Here is a 12,206-nt window from a genome sequence, read left to right on the forward strand (position 1 = left end):
CGCTGCACTACTCAACGATCAGGGTGATCAGCGACTTGGGGCCATGGATGCCGTAGGCCAGTGTCTGTTCGATGTCTGCGGTTTTCGACGGGCCGGAGATCAATAGCGCATTGGTCGGCATGCCGCCGGCAGCCCACTGTTCAACCGCGAGCATCTCCGCGAAGTTCTCGTACAGGCGGGTGGCGTCGAGTACCGCTATGTGCACCGGCGGTACCAGCGACATCAGGCGCGGCTCATTGCGGTCGGGCCACAACACCAAGGAGCCGCTCTCGGCCAGGCCGGCGCGACAGCCGGTCACGGCAACATCGACCGCACGGAACAACGTCGGTTTCCATTCCTCGACCGGTTGGGCGTAGCGACGGATGTCGACACTGTCGGAGGCATCGGCAACGAACTGGTCAGCGATCGGTCCGTGACCCACCAGGGCCTGCTTGAGGCCGCGTTCTTCACACAGCTTCGCCGCCGTTCTCGCCCAGTCGGCAGGTGTGGTCCTATACACGTCGCCGCGCACGGCGCGCATACGCTCGGTGAACGATGCAATGCGCTGTTCACTATCCCAGCCAAGCGGTTTGCGGTAGGGCGAGGGTAGCGGCTGGTCCGTCGGCCGGTTGTCACGCAGCCGTCTGAGGATGGCGTCGCGGGTCTTACTCACTGCGAAACCCCTTTTGCCGGGCGAGTTCGTTCAGCGTGCGCTTTGCCGGTTTGGGTGCGCTACGGTAGCGGGTCCAACCGCCCAGTTTCTTCGGCGTCAACCAGCGTAGGCGCGTCGCGGCGAGCGCGAACAAGCGGTACACAAAGGCATTGGCGTATACCAAACGCCACAGTTTCCAGCTGGTTGCCTCTGTCTTGTTGCGCAGTGCGCCTCGACCGATCAAGGGGCTGGCCTCGCGCCCCGCATTGACTGCCTCGGCGCGCAGGCGGTTGATCAGTTTCGGCAGCGGTATCTCGACCGGACAGACCTGGCCGCAGGCACCGCACAAGGTGCATGCGGAGGTCAGGCTGCCGACCTGGTCGATGCCGAGCCGCTGCGGTTCGAGCGCGATCCCGATCGGGCCGGGATAGACGGTGCCGTAGGCGTGGCCGCCCAGCTGTACATACACCGGGCAATAATTGATACAGGTGCCGCAGCGGATGCAGCGCAGCGTATCCAACAGTTGCTCGTCGACCTTGATGCGGGTGCGGCCATTGTCGAGCAACACCAGGTGCACTGCCTGCGGCCCGTCCAGTTCGCCGGCCTGGCGTGGCCGGCTGATCATATTGAAGTAGGTGGTGATCGGCTGGCCGGTAGCCGATTTGGTGAGGATCTCGAGCAGCGGCGGCACATCGGAGAGTTTCTCGACGACCTTTTCGATGCCGGTGATCGCGATATGCACGCGCGGCGCGGTCGTGCTCAGCCGCCCGTTACCCTCGTTTTCGACCAGGCACAGCGTGCCGGTCTCGGCCACCGCGAAATTCACGCCGGATATGCCGGCATCAGCGTGGGCAAACTTGTCGCGCAGTATCTGGCGCGCGGTTTCGGTCAGCTGGTTGATGTCTTCGGTGTACGGCAGGTCAGGGTAGAAGCGGTGAAACAGCTGTGCCACTTCCTGGCGGTTTTTGTGGATCGCCGGCGCGACGATGTGCGACGGCGGTTCCTCGGCCAGTTGGATGATGAACTCGCCGAGGTCTGATTCGACCACCTCGATGCCACGCTGTTCGAGATAGGTGTTCAGGCCGGTCTCTTCAGACACCATGGACTTGCCTTTCACCACCGTTTTGGCGGTGGCGGCGTCGAGGATGTCGGCAATGATCTGGTTTGCCTGCTCCGGATTCTCCGCCCAATGCACCCGGATGCCGTTCTCAGTCAGCTTGGCTTCGAGCTGTTCGAGCAGCTCGGGTTGCTTGACCAGCGCATTGGCCCGCACCGCGCGTGCCTGCTCGCGCAACGCCTGCAGTTGGGCGTCATCGGGAAACTGTTGTTCGCGTTTCGCCTGGATGCCCGACAGCGCCGAGCGGAAGTTGCGCCGCATCTGGTCGTTGTGCAGCGCTTCGTCGATGCGCTCGTGGAACGCCTCGGTCTGATTCATGAGGTGCGGTCCCAGAGAAACTCGGCGATGTGTTGCGCTTTGGTGTCGTCGCCCTGGTGATCGAGGGCGCCGCCGATGTTCATCAGGCAGCCGACGTCCTGACTTACGACGATATCGGCGCCGGTGGCTTTCAAGGCGGCCGTTTTGTCTTTGACCATCGCGCCGGACACGTCGGCCTGCTTGACCGCAAAGGTGCCGCCGAAACCGCAGCATTCCGCCTTACGTTCCTGCTCCACCACGTCGACTGCGCTGAGTTGTCCGACCAAACGCTCGATACGATCGGCGACACCCATCTCGCGGCGCGCCGAGCAGGAGGTGTGGATGGCTACCTTGGTCGGCCGGCCCAGGTCGGTCAGCTCGATGCCGACGATATCGACCAGGTATTCGGTGAGTTCGTAGGTGTTGCGCGCGATGCGCAACGCCTGCTGCTCGTCGCGTTCCCCGGCGAACAGCTCCGGCCAGTGATGTTTGATCATGCCGGCACACGAGCCGGAAGGGACCACGACCGGGTAATCGTTGGGGAAACAGCGAAGCTGCGCGCGGGCAACCGACAGGGCCTCCTGGCGGTAGCCACTGTTGAACGCCGGTTGTCCGCAACAGGTCTGGGCCTCGGGCAGGACCACGTCGACCCCGGCGCGGCGCAGCAACTGCATGCCGGCCAGGCCGGCGTTCGGATACAACAGATCGATCAGGCAGGTGGCGAAGAAGTAGATACGTTGCGGTGCCGCCTCGGGCGGGTTTTCGTTATTCGAACTCATGCCTTGTTGTGATTGTGTGCTCAGTTTGTGCGCGTGTGTGAAACGTTTCGCCGTCCCTCCGGCCCCAGGCATCGTAACCGACAAGATGCATGTGGCGGCAAGCCTCGCTGCCGACGTATCGGGCGGTCGAGATTGCGCCCGACCTGCTGCCAGCATAGCGGTGATGGACGCCGGCTGCCCGACAAGCTGTTCAAGGCAACGCGAAGTCCTTGAAAAGCACGTTGCGAGACATGATGTTTCTTGTAGGGGCAGTGAAACAGGCCGAGCGATGCGACGAGAGGAATAGTTTGTCGGTCTCGGGAGATGATCTGGCTCAACTTCTGACGGGGTGAAAACGTTTAGTTCGCACACCGGTCTACAGAAGTGGAACCGACGGTCGATCAGAAGATCACACGCCTTACGATGTAGTACTCCGGCATGTGCAAATGCACATTGCGGTTGCCAGTGTGAAGCGACACCGAATTGTCGAACCATATTGGTGCGCCTGCCTGAAAGCTGGTCTATGGTTGTGCCTATGTGCTGAATATTCAGCACCTTAGATCGTGTTTAACTTTTTTTGCTCTAAGGAGAGCTTGCATGTCTTTTGAAAACGATGGCATTCCTGCCAGCTGGGATGAAATCAAAGCAGCATCCCGCAGGATCGATCGCCGCCATCATCGCGAGGAAGAGTTCGAGAAGCGCATGGTGCGCGAGTATCTGGCGCATGAAGATTGCGAAGATGCGCGCGTGAAGGAGCATCTCGCGATTCCGGGTTACAACTGAGTAACAGCCGTCGCCGCGTCGCGACGTCGACGACGGTCATAAATGTTTGATGCCGATCCGATACCGGCGAGTTGTTCGCCAACCGTGATTTCTGCCTTGCCTGATGGCAACGGCCTGATGCACACTGAGCCCATGAATAAAGGTTTCGCCATGTCTGTTTGCCTCTATATCCGCCGTGTAGCGCACGGTTGGAAAGGAGGCGGCGTGCCTTTATAAACAGATTATTCATCTGTTTCTGAAAAGGCCGCAGCCCAAAAAGCTGCGGCCTTTTTGTTTTTACGCAAGGAGGAAAACGTGTCTGTCCCGGCAGCTTATGCAGGATTGATCCTGATCTGGGCAACGACCCCGTTGGGAATCAAGTGGAGCGGTGAAGGTGTGGGCTTTCTGTTCGGTGTGGCCGGGCGGATGGTGATCAGTCTGGTCATCTGTCTGCTGTTGGTCGCGCTGTTCAGCCGCCGTATGCGTTGGCACCGTGCCGCGTTCATGACCTACCTGGTCGCCGGGCTGGGGATGTGGGCGGCGATGACGGGCGTCTACTGGGGGGCGCAGCAGATCCCTTCCGGCCTGGTCTCCGTTTTGTTCGGGCTGACCCCGGTCGTCACCGGCTGGATGGCGGCCGTGTGGTTGCACGAACCGGTGTTCACGCCGTTTCGCGTGTTGGGAATGCTGCTTGGCTTGACCGGCCTGGTGGTGATCTTTGGTCAGGCACCGGCGTTCGGCCAGTCGGCCTTGTGGGGCATGCTCGCGATCCTGGGTTCGGTCGCCGCGCACTCGCTGAGCATGGTGCTGGTCAAGCGGCTCGGCGAGCGTACGCCGCCGCTAGAGACGACCACCGGTGCGTTGATCGTTGCGGTGCCGCTCTACCTGCTCACCTGGTGGGCCGGCGACGGCCAGTGGCCGGACGATGTCTCGCAACGCACGCTGAGCTCGATCCTCTACTTGGCGGTGTTCGGTTCGGTGCTCAGTTTCACCCTGTACTTCTACGTACTGCGCCATAGCCTCGCCAGCCGCGTGGCCTTGGTCACGCTGGTCACCCCGGTTATTGCGCTGGTGATCGGCCAATGGCTGAACGGTGAAGCGGTGACTGCGCGTGAATGGATGGGCGCCTTGGTGATCATGGCCGGCCTTGCCAGCTATCAGTGGGGAGATGGATGGCGTCGAGGCAGGTCGGCCGCGACCAATTGAGCGCGGTATCAGGCGCTCGCCTGGGTGCCGGTGGGTTCCATCGGCACCTTGGCGACGACATAGCAGTGACCGCCGCGGCTCTTGGCCTGGTACATGGCCGTGTCTGCATGCTTGAGCAGTTCGTCGAGCGTCATTGCGTGCGTCGGTGCGAGCGCGATGCCGATGCTCACGCTGGGTTCGTAGTCGATGCCATCGAACGACATCGGCGCGGTGACGGCATCCAGGATGCGTTTCGCCAGCGGTTCGACCTCCGATTCGGTGGCGATACGGTAGAGCACGATGAACTCGTCGCCGCCGATACGTGCGGCACCCATCTGGGTGTGGGCGATCATTTCGGTCAGCCGTGAATTCTCGTCGATACGTCGCGACAGGGTCACCAGCGCCTCGTCTCCGGCGGCGTGCCCGAGCGAGTCGTTGATCCACTTGAAGTTGTCCATGTCGATCAGCATCAGGGCGATCACATCGCCGCCGCGCAGGCGTTGCAGCAGTTCGGTGGCCGACTCCTCGAAGCTCCGCCGGTTGGACAGGCCGGTTAGCGGGTCTTCATAGGCCAGCCGCTGCAGTTCCGCGTTCATGCTGCTCACCTCGTGCAGCAGGCGTTCGTTTTCGATATCGCGCTGGATGCTGCGCTTGAGGTTCTCGTTATAGCGGTTGGCCATGACCGCCACCAAGGCAATGTAGCCGATCGAAATCAGCACGAACTCGATATTGACCTCGGGGCTGAACCACCACGACCAGGCCAGCATCCCGGCAAAGATCGGTACCGAGAACGCATAGAACACCGGCCGGTACATCGCATTGGACGACAGGCTGGCGACCGGCATGGCAAGCAGTGTGATCAGGATCAACAGGCGGGTCGCGATCGGGTGATCTGGGTGATCCAGCAAGATGATGGATGCCCAGGCCAGCCCCGCCAACAGCGAGGTAAGGGCATATTGCCGACCGACGCATTCAGGGCTGCTCGAATTCTGCTTTTTTCTCAGCAGCCGGATATAGCCGATACGCCCGAAGGTGAGGGCGGTCATGGCGACGATCCACAGCAGCACGTAGTCCGATTGAATCGTGCGGTAAACCGCCAGGGCCACCGCGTACGAAACCACGAGCCCGGCGACCAGCGTCGACTGGACGCTCGCCAACATCTGGCGCACCAGCCGTTGCTGCACCATCTGCTCGATCGTTGCTGTCTGGGCGTGTTCGTCGTGCGGATCGCAACTCGCCAGCAACTTGGTTCGTTTTCGGTTCCCGGTTGGCATGTGCCGGTGGATCTCTCGTTTCTCGGGCCCGTTGGTGGGCGTTACCTCAAATGCCAGACAGCCGAACCCGTGGCCGGTACCAACCGGTTGCCGGAGTCCTCCCAACGTTAGCGGCCGTAGGGCGTTTTACTGATATTTGGGAATTCAAAGACTATCGGCCGATCGGCAGTGCCGGTTCGCTCCTGCTCATGGGGTGCCCGGCATGGGGTGGTGCGTGGATACGGGCTGTCACTCAGTGAAAGCAGCTGCGCCACTCGGCACACAACATCACGCCGGAAACGCCCCGGTACAAAACCCACGGCTTCAGTATAGGCCCGTCGGAAATTGCCGGCCGAAACCTAGGTTAATCGGCTTACGGTGTATCGCTTGGTGCGGGGGGGCGGCAGCCGAACGGCCACGGACGGACGGGTTTGCCGAGGGGCTGAGCGCGGCGTTTTCAGCGAGGCAAGACCGCCCGCCGGTCCAGTGCAGGGACGACTTCATGGTGCGGATCGCCCAGGCGAACTGCAGCCTGGGCGAAGGCCGCCATTTGAGGGCAGCTCAGGCGTTCGGGTCAGACGAGCGCGACAGGAAGAACCAGAGGAAGAACCCGCCCATGACGAGGATGAAGGCGATAACGCCGAAAGACAGAATGCCGACCCAGTCGGAAAACAATTCTGAGAACAGTTCCATGACAGCCTCCGCACACGGTTGAGGATGGCGATCATGCTAGGCCCAGTTCGGCCGCGGCGATCTGACAATCGTCAATCGCGCGCGTTTTGCCTGCCCGGGTTAGTTATCACAGGTTAACGTTGCGGCATGCGCTGACGCATCTGCTGTTGCATCTCCTGCATGCGTTGTTTCATTTCGCTGTTGAACGCCGCGACTTCACTGCTATCCAGGTTGCCGTCGCCATTCTTGTCCATGTGGTCGAACTGCGCTTCGGTCGGCTTCATGAATTCCTGCTTGCTGACTTCACCGTTGCCGTCGGCGTCGAACTGTTTGAAGAACATCTCTTCCAGGTTCGGCATCTGCGGGGGCTGTTGAGCGAAGGCGGGGGCGCTGAGCAGCGCGGCGACGATTAAGGCTTTTTTCACCAGGTGGGGTCTCCGTTGATTCAGGTCGGATCGGGCTGCGCCGATCCGGCGAGCGGGTATCAGGATTCGAGCGTGAGGGTGTGTACGAAGTGCTGATGCGCTTCGTGCAAAGCGTCCATCAGGCGGTTTTTCTGCTCGTCGCTCAGCTTCGGTTCGATTCTACCCAACGATCGCGCGTAGCTCTCCAACAATGTTGCGACGCCCTTTTCGACGCTGTCGCTGGTGAGCGTATCCGGCAGCTTCATCACAACCGGCGCGCCGCTCGCATCGAGCAGCACAACCTCAGCGGATCGTGGGATGAGTTTATTGACCGCAGAGCCTTCGGCGCTGGCCTGCAGTGGGCCGGTTTTGGTGTAGACGGTGCCACCGAACTCGAAACGGGCGCCGGGGCGAACCTGGGAAAACTTCACGCGCTTGCTACCTGCCTGATCATATCGGCGGAAGTTTACCCCCGCAGCCGCGTCAGCGATCAACCCGCGTTCGCAAGATTGGCGAAATTTCCGGCAATGTCAGTCGTTTCGATCGCCTGTCCGAGCTGTCGACTGATCTGCGTGGTAGACAACAGGCCGCGGATCGTCTGTCGATTATCGGCATTCCGGTCGACCACCAGGGCATGCTGTCGTCCCATGCGTTTCATGGTCGCGACGATGTCGCCGACGCGTGCCGTGGCGACGTCGCCCATCTCGAGCACCTCGACCTTGTGTTGCGGGGTCATGATGTCGCGCACGATCAGGTCTTTGCGTGCGCTGTTCGAGTCGTTGATGTAACGCAGGATCTTTTCGCCGCTGAGATCTTTCGACGTGACGATGCCAATCACCTGATTGAGCTGATTGGTAACGAACAGCAGACGGACTCCGCTGGCGATCATGCGTTCCTCGGCTTCGTCGACCGAGGCGTTGGCCGGCACGGTCTCAGCCGCGACCTTGGCCAGATCGGTCATCACATCCATTGCCGGGCTGTCGAGTGTGACGTGGTCGGGCAGCGTCTGGCGCGGGCGTTGATACTTGGCGCCACTGTCGAGTGTGCCTGCGGTAAGGGTGCGGAATTGACTCATCGGCGGTCTCCGGAGAATGTACATTTCCGGCGGGGCAGGAATCACGGCATCTGTCTCGTCGTTATCACTTCAAAGGTAGGTCGGGAACACGATTTTGCAATGTGGCCGAGGTAAGCAGACGTGAGGTTGGACCGTTTCATCAGTCAGTCCGCGGGGATATCGCGCAGCCAGGCGCGGTTGCTGATCCGGCGCGGGGAAATCAGCGTTGGCGGCGAGGTCGCCAAGGATGCCGCGCGCCCGGTCGGTGAAGCCGAAACAGTTACCCGCGGCGATCTGTGCCTCGAACTACCGCGTCCCGTCTACCTGATGTTGAACAAGCCTTGCGGATTGCTCAGCGCCACCGAGGATCGCGAGCAGGCAACCGTGTTGTCGCTGCTGCCACCGGAACTCGCCGCGCGCGTTCACTTGGTCGGTCGCCTAGACAAGGACACCAGCGGCCTGTTGCTGCTGACGGATGACGGCGCCTGGTCGCACCGCATTGCGTCACCGAAACACGCGATCGACAAAACCTACGTGGCCGAGCTGGCCGAGCCGTTGGTCGAGGATGCCGAGCAGCGCTTGGCGGCGGGCTTGCTGCTGCGTAACGAGGCCCAGCCAACCAAACCGGCCATTCTTGAACGCTTGTGTGCCACGCAGGTGAAGATCTCGATTTCCGAAGGTCGGTATCACCAGGTCCGTCGCATGTTTGCCGCACTCGGCAACCGGGTTTTGAGCCTGCATCGTGAGCGCATTGGCCGCCTTCATCTCGATGCCGGATTGCAGACCGGGCAATGGCGTGAACTCACTCGCGAAGAACGCGATTGTTTGGCTTAGATGTGAATGAATGGACTAAACTGCTAGCGAGCCGCTAAACGGTCAAATAAGCAACCAACAACGACCGGGTATGGACGCTGCATGGGAAAGCATCGCGTGAAGACTCCGTTTGCTGAAAGGCAGTACATTCGTCATCCGTCGAGGATGCCGATTCGATTCGATATCCAGGGTGACATGCCGCGGCGCGAGGAATACCTGCGCAACGTCAGCGAAGGCGGTCTGTGTTTCGCCTCGCAGATCGAACTGGATGCCGGCGTATTGATCCGGGTAACGATCCCGGTGCTCGGGCAGCAATTCGAGGTGGAAGGCAGCGTCGCCTGGTGTCGTCCGGCTCCGGCGGGCAGCGGCTTCGAGATTGGCGTGCGCTTCACCACCTCACAGGATCGCTTCAGCGTGCGCATGGTGGAGCAGTTGTGCTACATCGAAGACTATCGCCAGCAGGTTCAGCAGGATGAGGGGCGTTACCTCACCAGCGAAGAGGCCGCGCGGGAATGGATCGAGCGCTTCGCCGACAAGTTTCCCGGCCTGCACTGACGCTGCGTTCGCAGCGCCCGTTTCTGATGATTCAGTGGTATTTCTCGGTGCTGATGTGTCCCGGCTGTTTGCGCCGGTGACGTCTGAGTCCGCGTGATTCGAGGATCTCGACCGCGTCGCTGATCATGCCCGAATGGCCACACAACATCACGTGGCTGCGTTCTGCCTGCAATTGCAACCCCAGGCGTTGTTCCAGCGCGCCGTTGGCGAGGGTTTCCGGGATTCGGCAGTTGAATGCCCCTTCCACTGATTCGGCGGTTACGAACGGCACGAAATGGAACTTGTCCGGGTGCTCGCGAGTAAAGCGTTCAATCAGGTCGAGATAGCCGAGGTTCTTGGTCTGGCGTACACCGTAGGCCAGCACGACTTTGTCGAAACGCTCCCAGGGTTCGGCCGTTTGCAGCATCGACAGGAAGGGCCCCACGCCCGTGCCGGTAGCGAGCAACCAGAGGTCTTTGCTTTCGTCGGGAACCTCTGAAAGCGTCAACAGGCCGTTCGCCGCGTCGGTCAGCCAGATCGTGTCCCCGGTATCCAACGCCGCCAAGCGGTTGCTCAAAGGCCCTTCGGGAATGGTGTTGAAAAATATCTCGAGCAGCGGCTCTTGCGGCGGGTTGACCAACGAATAGGGCCGCCCGACACGCTCGTCGCCGATATCCAGGCCGATGCGCACGAACTGGCCGGCGGTGAATGTCGGTGCCTCGGCGTCGATAGCGAGCGAATAGTGGGTGTCGTTCCACCGGGTTTTACGGGCAATCCGCCCCTCGATCCATCGGGTCATGTAATTCCGCCTCGTTGGTTCTAAAATGCGCGCTCCCTACTGCAAGCTAGTGGCCTGCGGCGCGAAAGCAACCCGGGCCCTCGCCGGGTATTGGGGAATCGCCAGACTGGCGGGCGGCAGGAAACGGATGAGGTGTGAGCGGTGAGCGAAAAGACGAGAGGGTTGTTTGTGCTGGTCGCTGCGGTCGCCCTCAGCGCGGCGGCTTACTTCGGCGCCCGCTACTGGCAGACCTCGCAATCCGATTACACGCGCGTCGAAGCGCAGCATCTGTGCAACCTGCGAGCGGGCCCGTGTCGCGAGCCGGTGCCGGGCGGCGGCGTCGTTTTCGCGATCGCGCCGGAGAGCATTCCATTGATGAAGCCGCTGCGCCTGATCGTCAGTGCGCAGGGTCTTGAGCCCACCGCGGTTGTGGTGGAGATTCGCGGGCTGAACATGGAGATGGGATTGAACCGTACCGTCCTGAACAAATCGGCGGATGGCATGTGGGAGGGCGAAACCATCCTTCCGGTGTGCAGTCAAAAGCGGATGGAATGGGAGGCAGCGGTACTTTTGGAAGCTAATCAGCGACTTGAAGTGCCTTTTGCGTTCCACACCGTGCGCCCCTAAAGCCCTAATGGGAGCGTGGTTAGTTTGCCTAATTAAGTGCATTCTGATATAAACGCGTGCCGAATTAAGCAGGCTCGGCTCACCCGAATTACGGGCTTTCACGACAAAAAAAGACTGGACAGGCCAGGAGATGAAAGAGATGAAGAAGTGCGTTATCGCCGCCGTAGCCTTGATGTTGGCGGGATCGATCGGCACCGCTGTCGCTGCAGGCGACGTCGCTGCCGGTAAAGCAAAATTCGCCGTGTGCGCAGGTTGTCATGGTCCGACCGGCGCTGGCAACGAGGCACTGAAGTACCCGAAACTTGCGGGCCGGGATGCCGCGTTTGTCAAAGAGCAGTTGCTTGCCTTCAAATCGGGCAAACGCGACAACGCGACCATGAAAGCGATGACCGCCGGTCTGAACGACGCGGACATCGACAACCTCGCCGCCTACGTCGCGACGTTGAAATAAGGTTGCACCAAGGGTTTCGGGACAGGACTGCAATGTGGGTCCGGTCCCGAGGCTGAAACATATATACACAACCCTAGTCGGATGACAGATATGAAAAAGTTGTTGTTGATGGTCTCTCTCGCCAGCGTCGCTGCGCTGGGTACTGCGCACGCTGCCGGTGATGCCGAAGCGGGCAAAACGAAATCAGCCACGTGTATGGCGTGTCACGGAACCGACGGCAACAGTGCTGCTCCGAACTTTCCGAAGATTGCCGGTCAGCATCCCGACTACATCGTCAAACAACTTAAAGAGTTCAAGAGTGGTGAGCGTAAAGACGCGACCATGAACGGCATGGCCGCCGCGCTGAGCGATCAGGACATGGAAGACCTCGCTGCCTTCTACTCCAAACAGAAAGCGACCGAAGGCCAGGCTGCCGAAGACAAGGTGGCTGCGGGTGAGACCGTCTACCGTGCCGGCAACAGCGCCAGTGGCGTTTCGGCCTGTGCCGCGTGCCACGGCCCGACCGGCGCCGGCAATCCGATGGCGAAGTTCCCCAGCCTCAGCGGTCAGCATGCCGACTACACCATGAAGCAGCTCAAGGACTTCCGCGCCGGTGCGCGTGCCAACGATGCAGGCTCCATGATGCGCAACATCGCGGCCAAGATGACCGACGCGGAGATCGAAGCAGTCGCCCAGTACGTTCAGGGACTGCATTGATCGACAGCGACGCTTGACGTCGAAAAAGGCGGCTTCGGCCGCCTTTTTTTGTGCCCCTGTGCCGGCAAAATCAGTTGTACGTCGCTGTTGTCGTGAGACGCGTCCGTGATCCTTGCGTCGCGCTTGGCTCAAGTTTGCTTTTGCGGTTGCGACGGGTCGTCTTTACGGGCAAAA

At 60.8% G+C, this 12,206-nt stretch carries 16 protein-coding genes; 7 read left to right on the forward strand and 9 right to left on the reverse strand.

Annotated features, from left to right (window positions below; all coding sequences use genetic code 11):
* Positions 1-7: 7 nt before the first annotated feature.
* Genes B1781_RS02260 through B1781_RS02270 form a run of 3 tightly spaced genes read right to left on the reverse strand, consistent with a single transcriptional unit; the run spans position 8 to position 2,824 of the window.
* Positions 8-652, reverse strand: a complete 645-nt coding sequence (locus B1781_RS02260; RefSeq protein WP_078118126.1) for a LutC/YkgG family protein — start codon at positions 650-652, stop codon at positions 8-10.
* Positions 645-2,066 (reverse strand): LutB/LldF family L-lactate oxidation iron-sulfur protein, encoded by a 1,422-nt coding sequence (locus tag B1781_RS02265; RefSeq protein WP_078118127.1) that lies wholly within the window; start codon positions 2,064-2,066, stop codon positions 645-647. The genes B1781_RS02260 and B1781_RS02265 overlap by 8 nt, the downstream gene beginning before the upstream one ends.
* A complete protein-coding gene (locus B1781_RS02270; protein WP_078118128.1) occupies positions 2,063-2,824 on the reverse strand; it encodes a (Fe-S)-binding protein in 762 nt (253 codons plus the stop codon). The genes B1781_RS02265 and B1781_RS02270 overlap by 4 nt, the downstream gene beginning before the upstream one ends.
* A 576-nt stretch (positions 2,825-3,400) precedes the next feature.
* On the opposite strand from B1781_RS02270, the gene B1781_RS02275 reads away from it, so the two are divergent.
* Entirely contained in the window at positions 3,401-3,586 is a 186-nt protein-coding gene (locus B1781_RS02275) for a hypothetical protein (protein WP_078118129.1), read from the forward strand.
* 294 nt (positions 3,587-3,880) lie between these two features.
* Positions 3,881-4,771 carry a DMT family transporter gene (locus B1781_RS02280; RefSeq protein WP_078121882.1) on the forward strand — a complete coding sequence of 297 codons (891 nt, stop codon included), beginning with the start codon at positions 3,881-3,883 and terminating at the stop codon, positions 4,769-4,771.
* 8 nt (positions 4,772-4,779) lie between these two features.
* Here the strand turns inward: B1781_RS02280 and B1781_RS02285 are convergent, their stop codons facing one another.
* The 5 genes from B1781_RS02285 to B1781_RS02305 all read right to left on the reverse strand — a co-directional run bounded on the left by B1781_RS02285 (position 4,780) and on the right by B1781_RS02305 (position 8,154).
* Positions 4,780-6,024: a diguanylate cyclase domain-containing protein gene (locus tag B1781_RS02285; RefSeq protein WP_078118130.1), complete on the reverse strand. Its 1,245-nt coding sequence runs from the start codon at positions 6,022-6,024 to the stop codon at positions 4,780-4,782.
* A gap of 540 nt (positions 6,025-6,564) precedes the next feature.
* Positions 6,565-6,696, reverse strand: a complete 132-nt coding sequence (locus B1781_RS02290; RefSeq protein ID WP_078118131.1) for a DUF3149 domain-containing protein — start codon at positions 6,694-6,696, stop codon at positions 6,565-6,567.
* A gap of 113 nt (positions 6,697-6,809) precedes the next feature.
* On the reverse strand, positions 6,810-7,100 hold the full coding sequence (locus tag B1781_RS02295; protein ID WP_078118132.1) for an EF-hand domain-containing protein: 291 nt from the start codon (positions 7,098-7,100) through the stop codon (positions 6,810-6,812).
* 59 nt (positions 7,101-7,159) lie between these two features.
* Entirely contained in the window at positions 7,160-7,510 is a 351-nt protein-coding gene (locus B1781_RS02300; protein WP_125931832.1) for a hypothetical protein, read from the reverse strand.
* Between the two features lie 59 nt (positions 7,511-7,569).
* Complete coding sequence (locus B1781_RS02305) at positions 7,570-8,154, reverse strand: CBS domain-containing protein (protein WP_164513221.1); 585 nt, start codon at positions 8,152-8,154, stop codon at positions 7,570-7,572.
* Between the two features lie 120 nt (positions 8,155-8,274).
* On the opposite strand from B1781_RS02305, the gene B1781_RS02310 reads away from it, so the two are divergent.
* Together B1781_RS02310 and B1781_RS02315 are read left to right on the forward strand one after the other, a co-directional pair.
* Complete coding sequence (locus B1781_RS02310) at positions 8,275-8,967, forward strand: pseudouridine synthase (RefSeq protein WP_078118135.1); 693 nt, start codon at positions 8,275-8,277, stop codon at positions 8,965-8,967.
* 96 nt (positions 8,968-9,063) lie between these two features.
* Positions 9,064-9,501 carry a PilZ domain-containing protein gene (locus tag B1781_RS02315; protein ID WP_334223856.1) on the forward strand — a complete coding sequence of 146 codons (438 nt, stop codon included), beginning with the start codon at positions 9,064-9,066 and terminating at the stop codon, positions 9,499-9,501.
* A 31-nt stretch (positions 9,502-9,532) separates the two neighbouring features.
* On the opposite strand, the gene B1781_RS02320 is transcribed toward B1781_RS02315, so the two are convergent.
* Complete coding sequence (locus B1781_RS02320) at positions 9,533-10,279, reverse strand: ferredoxin--NADP reductase (RefSeq protein ID WP_078118137.1); 747 nt, start codon at positions 10,277-10,279, stop codon at positions 9,533-9,535.
* 141 nt (positions 10,280-10,420) lie between these two features.
* Here B1781_RS02320 and B1781_RS02325 point away from each other — a divergent pair, with 141 nt between their 5' ends.
* From B1781_RS02325 to B1781_RS02335, 3 genes are all read left to right on the forward strand, one after another.
* Positions 10,421-10,885 carry a hypothetical protein gene (locus B1781_RS02325; RefSeq protein ID WP_125931834.1) on the forward strand — a complete coding sequence of 155 codons (465 nt, stop codon included), beginning with the start codon at positions 10,421-10,423 and terminating at the stop codon, positions 10,883-10,885.
* A 139-nt stretch (positions 10,886-11,024) separates the two neighbouring features.
* Complete coding sequence (locus B1781_RS02330; RefSeq protein ID WP_078121883.1) at positions 11,025-11,336, forward strand: c-type cytochrome; 312 nt, start codon at positions 11,025-11,027, stop codon at positions 11,334-11,336.
* 90 nt (positions 11,337-11,426) lie between these two features.
* Positions 11,427-12,032, forward strand: a complete 606-nt coding sequence (locus B1781_RS02335) for a c-type cytochrome (RefSeq protein ID WP_078118139.1) — start codon at positions 11,427-11,429, stop codon at positions 12,030-12,032.
* Positions 12,033-12,206 lie beyond the last annotated feature (174 nt).

It is taken from the genome of Thiosocius teredinicola (genome assembly GCF_002009425.1).
Classification (GTDB): Bacteria; Pseudomonadota; Gammaproteobacteria; order Chromatiales; family Chromatiaceae; genus Thiosocius; species Thiosocius teredinicola.